The following is a 19129-nucleotide window of genomic DNA, read 5'->3' on the forward strand; positions in this document are numbered from 1 at the left end:
GCTCGGTAAAATGGACCGGCCCACAACTCGAACAGCCACGGGAAGAAAACTTGTCCATGAAATTGATCGGAGCGACGTCCAGCCCGTACGTGCGCAAGGTGCGCATCGTCATGGCCGAGAAGAAGCTGGACTACGAATTCGTGCTCGAGGACGTCTGGTCCGCCGACACCCGCATCGCCGAATCCAACCCGCTAGGCAAGGTGCCCTGCCTGGTGATGGAAGGCGGAGAGGCCCTCTTCGACTCCCGCGTCATCGTCGAATACCTCGACACGCTGTCGCCGGTGGGCAAGCTCATTCCCGCGGTGGGGCGCGAGCGCGCCGAGGTGAAGACCTGGGAGGCGCTGGCCGACGGCGTGTGCGACGCCGCGATCACCGCGCGCCTGGAGGCCAACTGGGCCGGCCGCAAGAAAAGCGAGCGCAGCCAGGCGTGGATCGACCGGCAGCTCGCCAAGATCAACGGCAGCGTCAAGGCCATGAGCCAGGGTCTGGGCGACAAACCCTTTTGCGCCGGCATCTACCTGAGCCTGGCCGACATCGCCGTGGGCTGCGCGCTGGGCTACCTGGATTTCCGCTTCCCGCAGATCGACTGGCGCGAGCCCTACCCCAATCTCGCGAAACTGCATGACAAGCTGATGACGCGCGCGAGCTTCACCGACACCAAGCCCGCCTGAGCGCCGCGTGCCCAACAAAAAACCGCCCTCGGGCGGTTTCTTGCTTTCTGCGGAATAAAAACGCTGCGAAGCGCCCCGAAACGAAAGAGGGAGGGAGGGAGGAGGAGAAGAGTCGCCTCGGGATTGCAAACCGGCCGGGGCCGGAAGGCTTCGCAGCAGAAATAGGAGTCCCTCGCCACTTTTGAGAGTGGGGATGATCCCGCGCGGTTCCAGCCCCGTCGGCAACGCTTGGGTAAATTTTTGTGTCGCTGCGCGTACAGAGCTTGCAGCGGCCTGACCTCAGCGCGCCGCCAGCTGGCGCTCGATCGCCGCCAGCAGCTTCGGGTCTTCGGGCGTGACCTGGCTCGGGTAGGCGGCGAGCACCTTGCCGTCGCGTCCCACCAGGTACTTCCAGAAATTCCACTGGGGCTCCTGCCCGGTGGCGAGCGCGAGCTGCTTGTACAGGGCATTGGCCCGCGCGCCCTTCACGTGCGAGGCCGCGAACATCGGGAACTTCACGCCGTAGGTGTTCTCGCAGAAGTCCGCGATCTCCTTGTTGCTGCCCTTTTCCTGCTCGAAGTCGTTCGAGGGAAAGCCCAGCACGACCAGGCCCCGGCCCTTGTACTTGTCGTGCAAGGCCTCCAGCCCCTTGTACTGGGGCGTGTAGCCGCAGTAGCTGGCGGTGTTGACCACCAGCACCACCTTCCCGGCGTACTGGCACAGGGCCTGGGGCTTCTCGTCCTGCAGGCGGGGGAAGGTGTGCGCGAGGGCAGCCGGACAGGCCGCATCGGCCGCCCGCGCGGCCTGTGCACCGAAGAGGAGCACCAGCGCCAGCGCCGAAGCGAAGCGAAAAGTTCTCAACATCGCAGGTCCTCGTCGGATCGTTGTCAGGCCATTTTCACCTTGCGAACTAAAATGAGGGATTCGCCCCCGGAAAGACCATGCTCTACCCCGAACTCTTCAAGCAGCTCGAGTCCGTCCGCTGGGACATGGACAAGGACATTCCCTGGGCGAGCTTCGAGGCCGACAAGCTGTCGGACGAGCAGGCCCAGACGATCAAGATGAACGCCATCACCGAGTGGTCGGCCCTGCCGGCCACCGAGATGTTCCTGCGTGACAACCGCGACGACTCGGACTTCTCCGCGTTCATGTCGATCTGGTTCTTCGAGGAGCAGAAGCACTCGCTGGTGCTGATGGAATACCTCAAGCGCTTCCGCCCCGACCTCGCGCCCACCGAACAGGAGTTGCACGAGGTGCGCTTCGAGTTCGAGCCGGCGCCGGCGCTCGAGACGCTGATGCTGCACTTCTGCGGCGAGATCCGCCTGAACCACTGGTACCGCCGCGCGGCCGAATGGCACACCGAGCCGGTCATCAAGCACATCTACACCACGCTGTCGCAGGACGAGGCGCGCCACGGCGGCGCCTACCTGCGCTACATGAAGCGCGCGCTCGACAACTTCGGCCTCGAAGCCAAGGCCGCCTTCACCAAGATCGGCGTGCTCATGGCCAGCGCACGGCGCACGGCGCAGGCGCTGCACCCGACCAACCTGCACGTGAACAAGCTGCTGTTCCCGCGCGACACCATCCAGTCGCGCCTGCCCGACCCCGAGTGGCTCGAGCAGTGGCTGGACAAGCAGATCAACTTCGACTCCGTGTGGGAGAACAAGGTGGTCGAGCGCATCCTGCACAACATGTCGCTGCTGATGGACCGCAGCTTCAAGAGCGTGCAGGAGCTCAATCGCTACCGCAAGGAGATCGCCGCCAGCCTCGGCTCGGCCGGCGGCGGCGCGTTGCCCAGCGCGGCGTGACCTCCTTCGCCGACAAGATCGTCCCGCGCGCGCAAGCGGCCGCGCGCGTGGCGCGGCTGGCGCAGCCGGTGGTCTTCACCAACGGCGTCTTCGACGTGCTGCACCGCGGCCACGCCACCTACCTCGAACACGCGCGTGCACTGGGCGCGAGCCTGGTGGTCGCCATCAACACCGACGCGTCGGCGCGGCGCCTGGGCAAGGGCCCCGAGCGGCCGCTCAACCGCGAGGACGACCGCGCCGCGATGCTGGCAGCGCTCGAATCGGTCTCGCTGGTCACCTTCTTCGACGAGGACACGCCGCTGCAGCTGGTGCACGAACTCAGGCCGGCGGTGCTGGTGAAGGGCGGCGACTACGACATGGACACGCTGGAAGAAGCGCGCTTCGTGCTCGGCTACGGCGGCAAGGCCCTGGCCCTCCCCTTCGTCGACGGGTATTCGACGACTTCGCTCGTGAACCGGATCCGCGGCAGCTAGCCGAAGACGGCGCGCCACAGGGCCAGGACGGCCTGTTCTTCCTTTTCCATCGCGGCCGGCAGCAGGTGCGTCGGCTCCTCGTTCAGCCGCGCCTGGTGCTGCACGCGGCGCAGCTCGCGGTAGGCGGCCGCGGCGGCGGCACCGACACCGTGGGGCAGGAGGCCCGCATCTTCCGCGCGCTGCAGCAGCGCGATGTTGCCGACGTTCGGGATCAGCTCGCGGTGCACCGATGCCTGCGACAGCACCAGGAACTGCACGGCGAATTCGACGTCGACCATGCCGCCGGGGCTGTGCTTGACGTCGAAGCGGTCGCGCTTGACCGGGTGCGCGGCGCGCACCTTCTCGCGCATCGCGACGATCTCGCGCTTGAGCGCATCGGCATCACGTGCCGCGGTGATGACCGCTTCGCGCACCGCGTCGAAGCGCTGCGCCATCGAGCGGGCGCCGCAGACGAAGCGCGCGCGCGTCATGGCCTGGTGCTCCCAGGTCCACGCCGTGTTGCTGCCGCGCTGCTGCTGGTAGTTGGCGTAGGCCTCGAAGGTGGTGATCAGCAGGCCCGAACTGCCGTTGGGCCGCAGGGCGGTGTCGATCTCGAACAGGTCGCCCTCGGCGGTCTTGGTCGACAGCCAGTTGATCAGCTTGCGCACGAAGGCGGCATAGGCCTCGGGGGCGCGCTCGTCCTCGTCCTCGTAGACGAACACGATGTCCAGGTCGCTGCCGTAGCCCAGCTCCTTGCCGCCCAACTTGCCGTAGCCGATGATGCCGAAGCGCGGCTCCTCGCGATGGGCCTGCTTCAGGCGCTGCCAGCACCAGCGCGCGGTCACGCGCAGCACCGAATCGGCCAGCGCCGACAGCTCGTCGGCCACCTGTTCCACCGTGAGGCGCCCGTCGACGTCGCGCGCCAGCGTGCGGAACATCTCGGCGTGGTGCGCGCGGCGCAGCAGGTTCAGCAGCTGCTCGTCGTCGTCCTCGCCCGTGATCTGCAGCGCGCGGCGGCGGTCTTCCAGGTCGACCTCGAATTCCTCCGCGTTGAAGCTCTCGGAATAGAGCTGCTCGCTCGCCAGCTCGTCGATCACGCCCGGGTGCTGCAGGATGTAGCGCGCCGGCCACCGCGCCGCGCCCAGCAGGCGCAGCAGGCGCTCGTGCACGCCGGGGCGCTCCCACAGCAAGGCGAGGTAGCTCTCGCGGCGCAAGAGCGGCTCGATCCAGTCGGCCATGCGCAGCGCGGCCTCCTCGCTCACGCGGCCTTCGACCAGCCACTGGCTGGTACGCTCCAGCAGCCGCACCAGGCGGGCGCGCGCGTCCTCGCGCAGCGCCAGCACGCGTGGGTGGTTGCGCCACTGCGCCACGCGCTCGCGCAGCTGCGCGGGCAATTCCTCCAGCAGGGTGTCGAGCTCGGGCGCGGGCTTGCCGTTGCCCTTGGGGCCGACGCAGCCCTTGCACTCCTGTGCGCCGCCCAGGAGCGTGTCGAACTCCTGCGCCACGAACTCGCGGTGGCTGTCCAGCTCGTGCAGGAAGGGGCAGCAATCGGCGAAGCCCATGGTCTTCGCGATCCAGGTGAGGTCGCCGTCGTCCTCGCGGCAGCCCAGGGGCAGCACGTGCGTCTGCTGGTCGTCCAGGTACTGGATGCGGTGCTCGACGCGGCGCAGGAATTCGTAGGCCTTGGCCAGCGACTGCGCGGTGGCCTCGGGCATAAGCCCCGCGGCGGCGACGCGCTGCAGCGCCTGCAGGGTGGGCCGCGTGCGCAGCTCGGGGTACTGGCCGCCGCGCACCACCTGCAGCAATTGCACGATGAACTCGATTTCGCGGATGCCGCCGCGCGAGAGCTTGACGTCGTTGGCGCGCTCGGGGCGGCCGGCGCTGCGGCGCGCGGCATGCTCGCGGATCTGCCGGTGCAGCACGCGCAGCGAGTCGAACACGTTGTAATCGAGGTAGCGGCGGAACACGAAGGGCAGCACGGCGCCGCGCAGGGCCTGCGCCGAGCAGTCCTCCACCGCCGCGCGCGGGGCGACGACGCGGCTCTTGAGCCAGGCAAAGCGCTCCCACTCGCGCCCCTGCGCCATGAAGTAGTCCTCCAGCGCGCCCAGCGACACCACGGGCGGGCCGGAGTTGCCGTTGGGGCGCAGCGCCAAATCGACGCGGAAGACGAAGCCGTGCTCGGTGGTGTCGCCCACGAGGCCGAAGACGATCTTCACCGCCTTCACGAAGTACTCGTGGTTGGTGATGCGCCCGCGCCCCGCCACACCGGCCGTGTCGCCGTCGTGGTCGTAGACGTAGACCAGGTCGATGTCGCTGGAGACGTTGAGCTCGCGCGCGCCCAGCTTGCCCATGCCCACCACCCACAGCTGCGCGCGGCCGCCGCCGGGCGCCAGCGGCGCGCCGTGCTCCGCATCGAGCGTGCGGCAGGCCTCGGCGCAGGCGATGTCGAGCGCGAACTCGGCCAGCTCGGTGACGGCGCGCGTCACGGTGGCCAGCGGCGCGCCTTCGTCGCAGTCGAGCGCGATCAGGCGCTCCATCGCCAGCTGGCGCAGGATGCGCAGGGCGGTGCCCGGCTCGTGGCCGGCAGTGCGCAGGCTGTCGTAACAGCGGCGCAAGGTGTCGTGGACCGGGGGGCCCGGAGGCAGCAGGGCGAGTTCGCCGGCATAGCGGCGGCGCAGGCGCTGGGCGAAACGCGAGTGGTCCGACAGGCGTTCTTCCACCTCCGCCACTGAACCCATGCGATGGCCGGGGGTCATAATTCCTGACACGCCGAAGTTTTCATGTACGCCCGCCTGCCGCCCTTGCCCTCACGCCGCCTGCAGGCGCTCGCAGCCCTCGCGAAAGGCGTGTTGTGGCTGCTGCTGGCCGCCTGGCTGGTGCTGGCGCTGGCATGGGGTGCCCTTCATGCTTTCATTGTGCCGCGAATCGGCGAGCTGCGCCCCGAGCTGGAAATGCGGGCTTCGCGCGCGCTGGGGATTGAGGTCCGCATCGGCCGCATCGAGGCCGTGACCGAGGGCCTGATGCCCACCTTCGAGCTCAGCGACGTGCTGCTGCTCGACCCCTCGGGCCGGCCCGCCCTGCGCCTGCCGCGCGTGCTCGGCGCGGTGTCGCCGCGCTCGCTGCTGAACCTGGGGTTCGAGCAGCTTTACATCGACCGGCCCGAGCTGGACATCCGCCGCGACCGCACCGGCCGCATCTTCGTCGCCGGGCTGGACGTGTCGCGGCGCCCCGACGACGACGCGGGCGCCGCCGACTGGTTCTTCTCGCAGGCCGAATTCTTCATCCGCGGCGGCACCGTGCGCTGGACCGACGAACTGCGCCGCGCGCAGCCGCTGCAGCTGTCCAACGTGGAATTCGTCATGCGCAACGGCGGCCGGCGCCACGCCATCCGCATCGACGCGACGCCGCCGCGCGAATGGGGCGACCGCTTCTCGCTGCGCGGCATCTTCCGCGAGCCGCTGCTCGCGCACGGCGGCGCGCGCTGGCAGGACTGGCAGGGCCAGGTGCACGGCGACTTCGCGCGCGTGGACGTCTCGCAGCTGCGCCGCTATTCCAACCTGGGCATCGAGGTCAGCGCCGGCCACGGCGCGGTGCGCGCCTGGGCCGACGTCGCCAACGGCCAGGTGGTGGGCGGCACCGCCGACGTGGAGCTGGCCGACGTCAACACGCGCCTGGCGCCCAAGCTGCCGCCGCTGCAGCTCACCTCGGTGTCGGGCCGCATCGGCGGCCAGCGCCTGGCCACCGGCTTCGAATTCGAGACGCAGCAGCTGCAGTTCGCCACGCCCGACGGCGTGCGCTGGCCGGGCGGCAACGTGTTCGTCAGCTGGACCGACGCCGAGGGCTCGCAGCCGCCGCGCGGCGAGATCCGCGCCGACAAGCTGGACCTGAACGCGCTCGGCCAGGTCGCCACGCGCCTGCCGCTCGGGCCGGCCACGCACCGCGCGCTGCAGGAGTTCGCGCCCAAGGGCATGGTCGATGCGCTGCACGCCAAGTGGCAGGGCCCGCTCGACGCGCTGCAGTCGTACGAGGGCCGCGGCCGCGCGAGCGCCCTGGAGATCGCGGCGCGGCCGGCGCAGGCGGCCAGCGGCACGCAGCCGGCCCGTGGGTCCACGCCCGGCGTGCGCGGGGCCACCATCGACTTCGAGCTGACGCAGGCCGGCGGCAAGGGCAAGCTGGAGGTGCGGCGCGGCTCGCTCGACTTGCCCGGCGTGTTCGAGGAGCCGATGGTCACGCTCGACGAACTCGCCACCGACGTGCAGTGGAAGCTGGACGGCAACGCGATCTCGGTGTCGCTCAACAACCTGAAGTTCACCAACGCCGACGCGAACGGCGAAGGCCAGGTGCGCTGGCGCACGGCCGATGGCGCGCAGCGTTTCCCCGGCGTGCTGGACCTGCAGGCAAGCCTCGCGCGCGCCGACGGCAGCCGCGTGTGGCGCTACCTGCCCCTGGGCGTGCCCAAGTCCGCGCGCGACTACGTGCGCGAATCGGTGGTGTCGGCCGTGGCGGCCAACGCGAAGTTCCGCGTCAAGGGCAACCTCGCCGACTTCCCCTTCCGCAACGCGAAGCAGGGCGAGTTCCGCGTCACCGCCGACGTGCAGAACGCCACCTATGCCTTCGTGCCGCGCTCGCTCACGAAGGGCGGGCCGGCCTGGCCCGCGCTCACGCAGCTGTCGGGCGAGCTGCTGTTCGAGCGCCAGGGCATGCAGGTGAAGAACGCGAAGGGCCTGCTCACCGGCGCACCCACGCTGCAGGTCAAGGCCGACGCGCAGATCCCGGACCTGGACCAGACGGTGGTGGCCGTCGGCGCCGAGTTCCACGGCCCGCTGGGTGAGGCGCTGGCCATCGTCAACGGATCGCCCGTGAACGACTACTTGAACCAGGCCCTCGCGAAGGCCACCGGCAGCGGCAACGCCGACGTCAAGCTCAAGCTCGAAGTGCCCCTCGCGGCCGTCGACAAGTCCAAGGTGCAAGGCACGGTGGTGCTCCCGGGCAACGACATCCAGGTCACGCCCGAAACGCCTTTGCTCGCACGCTCGCGCGGCAGCGTGACGTTCAGCGACAAGGGCTTCGCCATCAACGGCGCCACCGCCCGCTCGCTCGGCGGCGATGTGAAGATCGAAGGCGGCACGCGGCCGGCGGCGCCGCGCTCGCCCGACACCGTCATCGTGATCCGCGCGCAGGGCACGGCCACCGCCGAGGGCCTGCGCCAGGCGCGTGAGCTCGGCGCGGTGGCGCGTCTCGCGCGCGACGCCAGCGGCGGCACGCCCTATGCGGTCAACGTGATGTTCCGGCGCGGCCATCCCGAGGTCACCGTCACCAGCAGCTTGCAGGGCCTGGGCCTGAACCTGCCGGCGCCCCTGAACAAGGCCCCCGACGCGGTGCTGCCACTGCGCTACGAGAACGCGCTGACGCGCGAGGCGCTGGCGCTGCCGCACGAGGCGCAGGCCGGGCGGCTGCAGGACCAGCTGACCTTCGAGGCGGGCCGCCTCGTGTCGGTGAACCTGCTGCGCGACGTGTCGGGCCCCGAGACGCGCGTGCTGCGCGGCACGATCGGCGTGGGCCTGGCGGCCGGCGAAGGCGTGGCGATGCCGGAGCAGGGCATCGCGGCCAACATCAACCTCGCCAGCGTGAACCTGGACCAGTGGGACGAGCTGCTGGCGCCGCCGGCACGCGCCGCCGCGGCGGCCGCGCCCGGGGCATCCGCCGCACCCGGCAGCTACCTGCCCACCATCATGGCCGTGCGGGCGAAGGAACTCGTCGCGCAGGGCCGCACCTTGCACAACGTCGTCGTCGGCGCCACACGCGACGGCGCGACGTGGCGCCTGAACCTCGACGCCAACGAGCTCAACGGCTTTGCCGAGTACCGCCCTTCGTCCGCAGCGGCCGGCGGGCGCCTGTTTGCACGCCTGACGCGCCTGTCGCTCGGCGCGTCGGCCACGAAGGAGGTGGAGTCGCTGCTCGACGACCAGCCCACGGCGCTGCCGGCGCTGGACGTCGTGGTGGACGACTTCGAGCTGCGCGGCAAGAAGCTGGGGCGCCTCGAGATCGAGGCGGCCAACCGCGCGCAAGGCGCGCGCGAATGGCGGTTGAACAAGCTGAACCTCACGATGCCCGAGGCGAATTTCTCGGCCACCGGCAACTGGGCGGCGCTCAACGCGCAGGCCGTGCCCGGACCCGCCCGCGCGGCGGGCGCGCGCACCCCGGAACGCATGCGCACCGCCATGCGCTTCCGCCTGGACATCGCCGACTCGGGCCAGCTGCTCGCGCGCTTCGGCATGAAGGACGTGATGCGCCGCGGCAAGGGCAAGATGGAAGGGCAGGTGGCGTGGATCGGCTCGCCGCTGGCGTTCAACTACGGCAGCATGGACGGCGCCTTCAACGTCGGCATCGAGGCCGGCCAGTTCCTCAAGGCCGACCCGGGCTTGGCCAAGCTGCTGGGCGTGCTGAGCCTGCAGTCGCTGCCGCGGCGCCTCGCGCTCGACTTTCGCGACGTCTTCACCGAGGGCTTCGCGTTCGACTTCATCCGCGGCGACGTCACCATCCGGGACGGCATCGCCGCCACCAACAACCTGCAGATGAAGGGCCTGAACGCCGCCGTCCTGATGGAGGGCCGCGCGGACATCCAGAAGGAGACGCAGGACCTCAAGGTGGTGGTGGTGCCGGAGATCAACGCCGGCACGGCCTCGCTGGTGGCGGCGGCCATCAACCCCGCCATCGGCTTGGGCACCTTCCTTGCGCAACTGGTGCTGCGCCAGCCGCTCATTCGCGCCAACACCCAGGAGTTCCACATCGACGGCACCTGGACCGACCCCCGCGTGAACCGCGTCGGCAAGAAGGGCGAGGCGCAGGCGGATGCGCCGAAACCGCCCAATACGAACTAGAGTGGGGGCCATGAAGGTTGCCGCACTCCAGATGGTCTCGGGCGTCTCGGTGGAGGCCAACCTGCGCACGGCCGGCGCCCTGCTGGAAGAAGCGGCGGGCGCGGGCGCGCAGCTGGCCGTGCTGCCCGAGTACTTCTGCTTCATGGGCCACAAGGACGGCGACAAGCTGGCGGTGCGCGAGCGTTTCGGCGACGGCCCGATCCAGGGCTTCCTGCAGGATGCGGCGCGCCAGCTGCGCATGGCCATCGTCGGCGGCACCTTGCCGCTGGAAGCCGGCGACGACGCGCACGTGCGCAACGCCTGCCTCGCCTTCTCGGCGCAGGGCGAGCGGCTCGCGCGCTACGACAAGATCCATTTGTTCCGCTTCGACAACGGCCGCGAGCGCTACGACGAGTCGCGCGTGATCGAAAGCGGCGGCGACGCGGTCGCGTTCGACATCGAGGGCGGCGGACGCACCTGGCGCATCGGCATGTCCGTGTGCTACGACCTGCGCTTCCCGGAGCTGTACCGGCGCCTGGCGGCCGACGTGCTGCTGGTGCCCAGCGCCTTCACCCACGTCACCGGGCAGGCGCACTGGGAAACACTGCTGCGCGCCCGCGCCGTGGAAAACCTCGCCTACGTCGTCGCGCCGGCGCAGGGCGGCACGCACGAGAACGGCCGCCGCACCTGGGGCCACAGCATGGTCGTCGACCCCTGGGGCGTGGTGCTGGCGCAGCGCGAGAGCGGCGCCGGCGTGGTGCTCGCCGAGCTCGACGCCGAACGCCTGGCGCAGGTGCGCCAGCAACTGCCGGCGCTGGAGCACCGCGTGCTATGAAGCGCGAACCGGCCCTGGCCGCCCTTGCGCGCTGGCGCTCGGCGCACACGCGCCTGTCGCTGTGGGCGCTGCTGGTGCTGCTGGTGGCCGGCATGCTGGCCACGCTGGTGTGGCTGGCCGGGCGCTACGAGACGAGCATGGAGCAGGGCCGCGTCGAGCGCGACACCTTCGACGCCGCCAACGACATCCGCGCCGGCCTCACGCGCAACGTGCAGACGCTGCAGGCGCTGCATTCGAGCAACGCGACGCCCGCCGCGTGGACGCAGGAGGCGCAGGCGCTGCTGCGCAGCCACCGCGAGTGGATGCGGCTGGAGTGGCGCGACGCCACGATGAAGGTGGTGGCGGCGGTGGACACGCCCTTCCGCCCGCCGGTGTTCACGCGCCTGGGCCGCGGGGCCTCGCAGGGCGACATCAACCTCGCCTGCGCGGCGGCGCGGCGCCTGACCGGCCCGGCGTATTCCACCAGCTACTTCGTGCCGCAGATGGACGGCCTGGGCATCGAGGTGATGGAGCTGTGCCTGCCGCAGGCCACCGCCGGCCAGCTCACCGGCTACGTCATCGCCAGCTACTCGCTCGCCGAGGTGCTGAACCACCTGATCGAGCCGCAGCTCGCGCACAGCCACGACATCTCGTTCACCGAGGCCGACGGCACGCGCCTGGCGCTGCGCGGCGCCGCGCGGCGCGGCAGCCACATCTTCACGGGGCAGCAGCTCCTGGACCTGCCGGGCAACACGGTGGTGCTGCGCATGGACAGCTGGCGTGCGGCGCCGCAGCTGTTTCCCAACGTGCTCACGGCCATCCTCACGGCGATGGCGATCGCCCTCCTCGTGGTGCTGTGGCTGCTGGGCAAGGACACGCAGCGGCGCCTGCGCGCCGAGCGCGACCTGGCCGACGCGCTGGCCTTCCGCAAGGCGATGGAGGACTCGCTGGTGACGGGCCTGCGCGCGCGCGACCTGCAGGGCCGCACCACCTACGTCAACCCGGCCTTCTGCGCGATGGTGGGCTTCGGCCCCGACGAGCTCCTGGGCAAGGCCACGCCGGCGCCGTACTGGCCGCCGGAATTCGCGAGCGACTACGCCAAGCGGCAGGAGCGGCGCCTGTCGGGCCGCCACAGCCCGCCGCGCGAAGGCTTCGAGTCCATCTTCATGCGCAAGGACGGCACGCGCTTCCCGGTGCTGGTGATCGAGGCGCCGCTGATCAACCACAACGGCGTGCAGACCGGCTGGATGAGCGCCTTCCTCGACCTGTCGGAGCAGCGCCGCGTCGAGGAGCTGTCGCGCGCCAGCCAGGAAAGGCTGCAGGCCACCGCGCGCCTGGCCACCGTGGGCGAGATGGCGTCGCTGCTGTCGCACGAGCTGAACCAGCCGCTCGCCGCGATTTCCAGCTACGCGACGGGGTCGCTCAACCTGCTGAAGTCGCAGGTGACGGCGGGCGGTGACGAGTCCATCGGCGACATCGAGGTGGCGATGAAGCGCATCGCCGAACAGGCCGAGCGCGCCGGCAAGGTGATCAAGAGCGTGCACGACTTCGTGCGCCGCCGCGACAAGGAGCGCGAGCCGATCGCGCCCGATGCGCTGGTGGATTCGGTGATGCCGCTGGTGTCGCTGCAGGCACGCAAGCTGGGCGTGCGCGTCGAAACGCACGTCGACGCCAGCCTGCCGCCGGTGCTGGTGGACCGCACGATGGTCGAACAGGTGCTGCTGAACCTCGCGCGCAACGCGATGCAGGCCATGGACGAAAGCGGCGTCGCGCAGCCCTCTCTGTTGATCGAGGTGCGCAGGGCCGGCGGCGCCTCGCTGGCCCCGGGCATGGCGTGGCTGGAGTTCTCGGTGGCGGACGTCGGCCCGGGCATCCCGGCCGAGGTGCAGCAGCAGCTGTTCACGCCCTTCTTCACGACCAAGACCGAAGGCATGGGCCTGGGCCTGTCGCTGTGCCGCACGGTCGTCGAGCAGCATGGGGGATTCCTCGCATTCGAGCCCAACCGCCCCACGGGTACGATTTTCCGGTTCACGCTTCCCGTCGACGCCCGCGCGCTGGCGGCTGCGACCCCCTGACATGCAACCTTCGCAAAACGCCCTCGTGTTCATCGTCGACGACGATGCAAGCGTGCGCGAGGCGCTGGCGTGGCTGTTGCGCTCGCGGCACCTGCTGTCGGAGTCGTACGGCGGCGCCGAGGAATTCGACGAGATGCTGGCGCGCGGCTGGGCGCCCGCGCAGCCGTGCTGCCTGCTGCTGGACGTGCGCATGCCCGGCATGAGCGGCCTGGCGCTGTTCGACAAGCTGGTGCAGCGCGGCCTGACGGAGCTGATGCCGGTGATCTTCCTGACCGGCCACGCCGACGTGCCGACCGCGGTCGACATGGTCAAGCGCGGCGCCTTCGACTTCTGCGAGAAGCCGTTTTCCGACAACGCGCTGGTCGACCGCATCGAGCAGGCGCTCAAGCTTTCGCAAGGCGTGCTGGACGCGCGGCGCGCGAAGGGCGCGGTGCAGGCGCGCCTGGCCGAGCTGACCGAACGCGAGCGCGACGTGATGCGGCTGGTGGTCGAGGGCCTGCCCAACAAGCTGATCGCCGACCAGCTCGACATCAGCGTGCGCACGGTGGAAGTGCATCGCGCGCGCGTGTTCGACAAGATGGAAGTGAAGTCGGCGGTGGAGCTCGCCAACCTGCTGCGCGGGGCCTAGTCCTTCCCCTTGTCTTCGTCGCGCGGGGGCTCGCCGCCCTTGCGCCCGGCGAACATGGTCCACCACACGATCAGCAGCAGCAGCGCCAGCGCGAGCAGCGCTTCGAGCAGAATCACCCACATGGCACGGTCCTTCGCATGGCTCGCGATTGTAGGAACGCTGGCCGGCTGCGCCTCGGTGCCGCTGCCGCCGATGGACGAAGCGCCGCGGCCGGCATCGCCCGCGACGAGCGCTCCCGCGGTGACGGGCGACGTCGTCACGATGCCGAAGAGCCGCTGGGTGCCCGTGGCGTGGAGCGAGTTGCCGGGCTTCGCCGACGACGCCCTCTACGACGCCTGGAACGCGTGGCTCAAGGGCTGCGAACGCCCGCCCGCGAACTGGGCGCGCCTGTGCGGCGACGTGCGGCGCCTGTCGATCGCATCGGCCGACGAGCAGCGCGCGTGGATGCTCGAGAAGCTGCAGCCCTACCGCGTCGAGCCGCTCGCGGGCCCCGCCGACGGCCTGCTCACGGGCTACTACGAACCGCTCCTGGAAGCGACGCGCGTGGCGACCGCACGCAACGCCGCGCCGCTGTACCGCCCGCCCGCGACGCTCGCCAGCCGCCGGCCCTGGTACACGCGCGAGGAGATCGACACGCTGCCCGAGGCGCGCGCGCAGCTGCGCGGCCGCGAGATCGCGTGGCTCGCCGACCCGCTCGATGCGCTGGTGGTGCAGATCCAGGGATCGGCGCGCCTGCGCATCACCGAACCCGACGGCACGCAGCGCACCGTGCGCCTCGCCTTCGCCGGAACCAACGAGCAGCCCTACCGCAGCGTCGGCAACTGGCTGCTGCAGCAGGGCGCGATCCGCGACGCCTCGTGGCCCGGCATCAAGGCGTGGGCCGCGCAGAACCCGGGCCGCGTCAACGAGATGCTGTGGAGCAACCCGCGCTACGTGTTCTTCCGCGAGGAGCCGCTGCCCGAGGGTGATGCATCGGCCGGCCCGCGCGGCGCGCAGGGCGTGCCGCTCACGCCGGGGCGCTCGATCGCGGTGGACAAGGACAGCATCCCCTACGGCACGCCGGTGTGGCTGGTTTCCGCGGGGCCCGTGGTGAGCCTGCAGCGGCTGGTGTTCGCGCAGGACACCGGCAGCGCCATCGTCGGCGGCGTGCGCGCCGACTACTTCACCGGATGGGGTGCGGAAGCGGGCGAACTCGCGGGGCGCCTGCGCCAGCCGCTGAAACTGTGGGTGCTGCAGCCCCGCTGAGCTGGCGGCGTGCGCACAATGCGCGCATGCCCGAGTGCCGCTGGCTTTTCAGCGCCGTCCTGCTTCTGGGAGGGTGCGCTTCCTCGCCGCCAGCCGTGGTGGCGCCCGCGCCTGCTGCGCCACCGGCCCCGCCGCCCCCGGTTGCCGTGGCGAAGCCGCCGCACTACCGCTGCGAAGGCGGCCTGGAGTTCGACGTGCGTTTCGGCGACGGCAGCGCCGAGCTGCTGTTCGCCGCGCGCGAACCCGAGACACTGCTGCGCGACGCGGGCGGCACCACGCCGCAGCAGACCGTCTACAGCAACACGAGCGCGAAGGTGGAGTTCGACGGCCGCGACGCCCGCTTGAACCTCGTCGCGCCGCCGCTGCAGGCGCGCTGCGTGCGCGACTAGCGCGCCGGCGGCTTCAGGTGCGCCAGCGGCAGCGCGCTGCTGGCCTTGACCTCGCCCAGCGAGAAGCTGGTGTGCAGGTCCTTCACGTTGGGCAGGTTGATCAGCACCTTGCGCGCGAGCTGCGAGAACGAGTCGAGGTCGCGGCTGACCACCTGCAGCTCGAACGTGCCGGCGCCGCTGATGTAGTGGCACGAGACGATCTCGGGGATCTTGCGGATCGCCTCTTCCATCTCCTTGGTGCGCTCGCCGGTGTTCTTGTCGGCGTCGAGCCGCACGAAGGCCAGCACGCCCAGGCCGATCTTGTGGCGGTCGATCTCGGCGCGGTAGCCCTTGATGTAGCCGGCCTGTTCCAGCGCGCGCACGCGCCGCCAGCACGGCGCCGCCGACAGGCCCACGCGCTGCGCCAGTTCGGCGTTGGTCAGGCGCGCGTCGGCCTGCAGCTCATTCAGTATCTGGACGTCAAACTTGTCGAGCGTTTCCATGGGGTGGCCATTTGAGCAAGATCCTTTCTCATCCTACCCAGTTTCCGGCACTAAACGCAAAGACTTATCTGGGCCCCGGGCATACACTGTGCAGTCCCAAGCAGGAGACAACGACGCCATGAATGCGCCGCTACCGGAACACATCCGCAAGGCCCTCGAGACGGTCACGCTGGACGACAAGTACTCGCTGGACCAGGGCCGCGCCTTCATGAGCGGCGTGCAGGCACTCGTGAAGCTGCCCATGCTGCAGCGCCAGCGCGATGCGCTGCAAGGCAAGAACACCGCCGGCTTCATCAGCGGCTACCGCGGCTCCCCGCTGGGCACCTACGACCAGGCACTGTGGGGCGCCAAGAAGCACCTGGCGGCCAACAACATCGTGTTCCAGGCTGGCGTGAACGAGGAACTCGCGGCCACTGCACTGTGGGGCACGCAGCAGCTCGGGTTCGTGCCGAAGGAGCAGCACAAGTTCGACGGCGTGTTCGGCATCTGGTACGGCAAGGGCCCGGGGGTGGACCGCACCTCCGACGTCTTCAAGCACGCCAACATGGCGGGCACCACGCCGTGGGGCGGCGTGATCGCGGTGGCCGGCGACGACCACGTCGCCAAGAGCTCCACCGCCGCGCACCAGAGCGACCACATCTTCAAGGCCTGCGGCCTGCCGGTGTTCTTCCCGGCCAACGTGCAGGAGATCCTCGACCTCGGCCTGCACGCGTTCGCCATGAGCCGCTACGCCGGCGTGTGGTCCGGCATGAAGACGATCCAGGAGATCGTCGAGTCGAGCAGCACGGCGATCATCGATCCGCAGCGCGTGCAAATCGCGATCCCCACCGACTTCGAGATGCCGCCCGGCGGCCTGCACATCCGCTGGCCGGACCACGCGCTCGACCAGGAAGCGCGCCTGTTCGACTTCAAGTGGTACGCGGCGCTCGCGTACATCCGCGCCAACAAGCTCAATTACAACGTCATCGAAGGCCCCAACGACCGCTTCGGCATCATCGCCAGCGGCAAGGCCTACAACGACGCGCGCCAGGCGCTGCTGGACCTCGGGCTCGACGACGCCGCGTGCCGCCGCCTGGGCATCCGCGTGCACAAGGTCGGCGTGGTGTGGCCGCTGGAAGCGACCATCACGCGCGACTTCGCCACGGGCCTGAAGGAAATCCTCGTCGTCGAGGAAAAGCGCCAGGTGATCGAGTACGCGCTGAAGGAGGAGCTGTACAACTGGCGCCCCGACGTGCGGCCCAACGTGGTCGGCAAGTTCAACGAAGTGCCGGGCGATGCTTCCGGCGGCGAGTGGTCGCAGGCCAACCCCGGCGAGAACAAGCTGCTGCGCGCCAACGCCGACCTGTCGCCCGCGATCATCGCGCGCGCCATCGCCATGCGGCTGAAGAAGCTGGGTGTGGACAGCGACACCGCTGCGCGCATGGATGCGCAGCTGGCGATCCTCGAGGCGAAAGAGCGCGCGATGGACGTGCTCGAAGTCAAGGGCGACCGCGCGCCGTGGTTCTGCTCGGGCTGCCCGCACAACACGTCCACCGTCGTGCCCGAAGGCTCGCGCGCCATGGCCGGCATCGGCTGCCACTTCATGGCCACATGGATGGACCGCTCCACCATCGGCTTCACGCAGATGGGCGGCGAGGGCGTGCCATGGGTGGGGCAGCAGCCCTTCACGCACGAGCAGCACGTGTTCGCCAACCTCGGCGACGGCACCTACTTCCACAGCGGCTCGCTGGCCATCCGCCAGTCGATCGCGGCGGGCGTGAACATCACCTACAAGATCCTCTACAACGACGCGGTGGCGATGACCGGCGGCCAGCAGGTGGGCGAGCGTCCCGAGGGCCACTCGGTGATCCAGATCTCGCACAGCCTCGCCGCCGAAGGCGTCGCGAAGCAGGTCGTCGTGACCGACGAGCCCGAGAAGTACACGGTGGCCAAGCTGCCGCCCGGCGTCGAGGTGCACCACCGCGACGAGCTCGACGCGATCCAGCGCCAGTTCCGCGAGATCGCGGGCACCACGGCCATCATCTACGACCAGACCTGCGCCACCGAGAAGCGCCGCCGCCGCAAGCGCGGCAAGATGGTCGACCCGGCCCTGCGCGTCGTCATCAACGACCTGGTGTGCGAAGGCTGCGGCGACTGCAGCGTCAAGAGCAACTGCCTGTCGGTCGAGCCGCTCGAGACGGAATTTGGCCGCAAGCGCACCATCAACCAGAGCACCTGCAACAAGGACACGAGCTGCCTCAAGGGCTTCTGCCCGAGCTTCGTCACCGTGGAAGGCGGCAAGCTCAAGGCCAAGGCGAAGGCCGAGGCCGCATCGCTCGAAGGCCTGCCCGCATTGCCCGAGCCGCGCATCGCCCCCATCGAAGGCGCGTACGGCATCGTCGTCGCCGGTGTCGGCGGCACGGGCGTGATCACCATCGGCCAGCTGCTCGGCATGGCCGCGCACATCGAAGGCAAGGGCATCGTCACGCAGGACGCGGCGGGCCTGGCGCAAAAGGGCGGCGCGACGTGGAGCCACGTGATCATCGGCGAGTCGCAGGACGCGATCCGCACGACGCGCGTGACCATGGCCGGCGCCGACGCGGTGATCGGTTGCGACCCCATCGTCACCGCCGGCAAGGAAACGGTGCTGCGCATGCGCCCGGGCCGCACGCGCGTGGCCCTCAACGGCCACGGCTCGCCCACGGCGGCGTTCGTGAAGAACTCGAACTGGTCGAACCCGTCGGATGCTTGCGCCGCCGAAGTGGCCAAGGCGGTCGGCGACAACGGCGTGGCCGTGTTCAACGCCGACCTCGCAGCGACCAAGCTGCTGGGCGACTCCATCTATACCAACCCGATGATGCTGGGCTTCGCCTGGCAGAAGGGCTGGGTGCCGCTGGCGCACGAATCGCTGATGCGCGCGATCGAGCTCAATGGCGTCACGGTCGACAAGAACAAGGCCGCCTTCGAATGGGGCCGCCGCGCCGCGCACGACTGGGCCTCGGTCGAGAAGCTGCTGACGCCGGCGCAGGTGATCGAGCTGCGCAAGCGCGACAGCATCGAGACGCTGGTCGCCAGGCGCGTCGAGTTCCTCACGCAGTACCAGGATGCCGCGTACGCGAAGCAGTACAGCGACTTCGTCGAGCGCGTGCGCCAGGCCGAAGCGCCGCTGGGCAAGACGACGCTCACCGAATCGGTGGCGCGTTACCTGTTCAAGCTGATGGCGTACAAGGACGAGTACGAGGTGGCGCGCCTGTACACGCAGACGGGCTTCGAGCAGAAGATCGCCGCGATGTTCGAAGGCGACTACAAGATCAACTTCCACCTGGCCCCGCCCGCGACCGCCAAGCGCAACGACAAGGGCGAACTCGTCAAGCAGAAGTTCGGGCCCTGGACGATGTCGCTGTTCAAGGTGCTCGCGCGCCTGAAGGGCCTGCGCGGCACGGCGCTCGACCCGTTCGGCCGCACCGAGGAGCGCCGCACCGAGCGCGCCCTCGTCGGCCAGTACCGCGCCAGCCTCGAGCAGGTGATGGCGCAGCTCTCGGCGGGCAACCATGAAACGGCCGTCGAGATCGCGCGCATCCCCGAGCAGATCAAGGGCTTCGGCCACGTCAAGGAACGCAACCTGCACGCCGCGCGCGCACGCTGGGACGCGCTGATGCGCGAGTGGCCCGCCGCGGGCCTGCAGACGAAGGCCGCGTAACCGCGAACCCACAGGGAAATCGCGGAGTTACTCGAACTTCTTAAAGC

At 70.0% G+C, this 19129-nt stretch carries 14 protein-coding genes; 10 read left to right on the forward strand and 4 right to left on the reverse strand.

The genetic code is table 11. The annotated features are described in order from the left end of the window. Positions 1–56: 56 nt before the first annotated feature. A complete protein-coding gene (locus WG903_RS04465) occupies positions 57–671 on the forward strand; it encodes a glutathione S-transferase N-terminal domain-containing protein (protein ID WP_340073021.1) in 615 nt (204 codons plus the stop codon). 279 nt (positions 672–950) lie between these two features. Here the strand turns inward: WG903_RS04465 and WG903_RS04470 are convergent, their stop codons facing one another. Further along, positions 951–1514 carry a glutathione peroxidase gene (locus tag WG903_RS04470; RefSeq protein WP_340073022.1) on the reverse strand — a complete coding sequence of 188 codons (564 nt, stop codon included), beginning with the start codon at positions 1512–1514 and terminating at the stop codon, positions 951–953. Positions 1515–1591: 77 nt separating this feature from the next. Here WG903_RS04470 and WG903_RS04475 point away from each other — a divergent pair, with 77 nt between their 5' ends. Then, the gene (locus WG903_RS04475; protein ID WP_340073023.1) at positions 1592–2458 is read left to right on the forward strand and encodes a ferritin-like domain-containing protein; all 867 of its coding nucleotides are present in this window, start codon (positions 1592–1594) and stop codon (positions 2456–2458) included. Next, complete coding sequence (gene rfaE2, locus WG903_RS04480) at positions 2455–2931, forward strand: D-glycero-beta-D-manno-heptose 1-phosphate adenylyltransferase (protein ID WP_340073024.1); 477 nt, start codon at positions 2455–2457, stop codon at positions 2929–2931. The genes WG903_RS04475 and rfaE2 overlap by 4 nt, the downstream gene beginning before the upstream one ends. On the opposite strand, the gene glnE is transcribed toward rfaE2, so the two are convergent. Next, on the reverse strand, positions 2928–5666 hold the full coding sequence (gene glnE / locus WG903_RS04485) for a bifunctional [glutamate--ammonia ligase]-adenylyl-L-tyrosine phosphorylase/[glutamate--ammonia-ligase] adenylyltransferase (protein ID WP_340073025.1): 2739 nt from the start codon (positions 5664–5666) through the stop codon (positions 2928–2930). The two genes, rfaE2 and glnE, sit on opposite strands and share 4 nt — an antisense overlap. Positions 5667–5690: 24 nt before the next feature. Between glnE and WG903_RS04490 the strand changes: the two genes are divergently transcribed. The 4 genes from WG903_RS04490 to WG903_RS04505 are packed head-to-tail and all read left to right on the forward strand — an operon-like array spanning position 5691 to position 13287. Continuing rightward, complete coding sequence (locus tag WG903_RS04490; RefSeq protein ID WP_340073026.1) at positions 5691–9791, forward strand: YhdP family protein; 4101 nt, start codon at positions 5691–5693, stop codon at positions 9789–9791. Between the two features lie 10 nt (positions 9792–9801). Continuing rightward, positions 9802–10605, forward strand: a complete 804-nt coding sequence (locus WG903_RS04495; RefSeq protein ID WP_340073027.1) for a carbon-nitrogen hydrolase family protein — start codon at positions 9802–9804, stop codon at positions 10603–10605. Next, the gene (locus tag WG903_RS04500) at positions 10602–12659 is read left to right on the forward strand and encodes a two-component system sensor histidine kinase NtrB (protein ID WP_340073028.1); all 2058 of its coding nucleotides are present in this window, start codon (positions 10602–10604) and stop codon (positions 12657–12659) included. Before WG903_RS04495 ends, WG903_RS04500 begins: the two co-directional genes overlap by 4 nt. Before the next feature lies 1 nt (position 12660). After that, positions 12661–13287 carry a response regulator transcription factor gene (locus WG903_RS04505; RefSeq protein ID WP_340073029.1) on the forward strand — a complete coding sequence of 209 codons (627 nt, stop codon included), beginning with the start codon at positions 12661–12663 and terminating at the stop codon, positions 13285–13287. Here the strand turns inward: WG903_RS04505 and WG903_RS04510 are convergent. Next, the gene (locus WG903_RS04510; RefSeq protein WP_340073030.1) at positions 13284–13409 is read right to left on the reverse strand and encodes a hypothetical protein; all 126 of its coding nucleotides are present in this window, start codon (positions 13407–13409) and stop codon (positions 13284–13286) included. The genes WG903_RS04505 and WG903_RS04510 overlap by 4 nt on opposite strands. On the opposite strand from WG903_RS04510, the gene mltA reads away from it, so the two are divergent. Next, on the forward strand, positions 13408–14532 hold the full coding sequence (gene mltA / locus WG903_RS04515) for a murein transglycosylase A (RefSeq protein WP_340073031.1): 1125 nt from the start codon (positions 13408–13410) through the stop codon (positions 14530–14532). The two genes, WG903_RS04510 and mltA, sit on opposite strands and share 2 nt — an antisense overlap. Before the next feature lie 26 nt (positions 14533–14558). Continuing rightward, on the forward strand, positions 14559–14921 hold the full coding sequence (locus tag WG903_RS04520) for a hypothetical protein (RefSeq protein WP_340073032.1): 363 nt from the start codon (positions 14559–14561) through the stop codon (positions 14919–14921). On the opposite strand, the gene WG903_RS04525 is transcribed toward WG903_RS04520, so the two are convergent. Beyond that, positions 14918–15403, reverse strand: a complete 486-nt coding sequence (locus WG903_RS04525; RefSeq protein WP_340073033.1) for an Lrp/AsnC family transcriptional regulator — start codon at positions 15401–15403, stop codon at positions 14918–14920. The two genes, WG903_RS04520 and WG903_RS04525, sit on opposite strands and share 4 nt — an antisense overlap. A gap of 118 nt (positions 15404–15521) precedes the next feature. Here WG903_RS04525 and WG903_RS04530 point away from each other — a divergent pair, with 118 nt between their 5' ends. Then, positions 15522–19082: an indolepyruvate ferredoxin oxidoreductase family protein gene (locus WG903_RS04530; RefSeq protein ID WP_340073034.1), complete on the forward strand. Its 3561-nt coding sequence runs from the start codon at positions 15522–15524 to the stop codon at positions 19080–19082. Positions 19083–19129 lie beyond the last annotated feature (47 nt).

The organism is Ramlibacter sp. PS4R-6 (assembly GCF_037572775.1).
In the GTDB taxonomy this organism is placed as follows: Bacteria; Pseudomonadota; Gammaproteobacteria; order Burkholderiales; family Burkholderiaceae_C; genus Ramlibacter.

Bases quoted from the DNA above. Each gene is read 5' to 3' on its own strand.
- WG903_RS04465 (WP_340073021.1), top strand. From the start codon at position 57: ATGAAATTGATCGGAGCGACGTCCAGCCCGTACGTGCGCAAGGTGCGC.
- WG903_RS04470 (WP_340073022.1), bottom strand. From the start codon at position 1,514: ATGTTGAGAACTTTTCGCTTCGCTTCGGCGCTGGCGCTGGTGCTCCTC.
- WG903_RS04475 (WP_340073023.1), top strand. From the start codon at position 1,592: ATGCTCTACCCCGAACTCTTCAAGCAGCTCGAGTCCGTCCGCTGGGAC.
- glnE (WP_340073025.1), bottom strand. From the start codon at position 5,666: ATGACCCCCGGCCATCGCATGGGTTCAGTGGCGGAGGTGGAAGAACGC.
- WG903_RS04490 (WP_340073026.1), top strand. From the start codon at position 5,691: ATGTACGCCCGCCTGCCGCCCTTGCCCTCACGCCGCCTGCAGGCGCTC.
- WG903_RS04495 (WP_340073027.1), top strand. From the start codon at position 9,802: ATGAAGGTTGCCGCACTCCAGATGGTCTCGGGCGTCTCGGTGGAGGCC.
- WG903_RS04500 (WP_340073028.1), top strand. From the start codon at position 10,602: ATGAAGCGCGAACCGGCCCTGGCCGCCCTTGCGCGCTGGCGCTCGGCG.
- WG903_RS04505 (WP_340073029.1), top strand. From the start codon at position 12,661: ATGCAACCTTCGCAAAACGCCCTCGTGTTCATCGTCGACGACGATGCA.
- mltA (WP_340073031.1), top strand. From the start codon at position 13,408: ATGGCACGGTCCTTCGCATGGCTCGCGATTGTAGGAACGCTGGCCGGC.
- WG903_RS04510 (WP_340073030.1), bottom strand. From the start codon at position 13,409: ATGTGGGTGATTCTGCTCGAAGCGCTGCTCGCGCTGGCGCTGCTGCTG.
- WG903_RS04520 (WP_340073032.1), top strand. From the start codon at position 14,559: ATGCCCGAGTGCCGCTGGCTTTTCAGCGCCGTCCTGCTTCTGGGAGGG.
- WG903_RS04525 (WP_340073033.1), bottom strand. From the start codon at position 15,403: ATGGAAACGCTCGACAAGTTTGACGTCCAGATACTGAATGAGCTGCAG.
- WG903_RS04530 (WP_340073034.1), top strand. From the start codon at position 15,522: ATGAATGCGCCGCTACCGGAACACATCCGCAAGGCCCTCGAGACGGTC.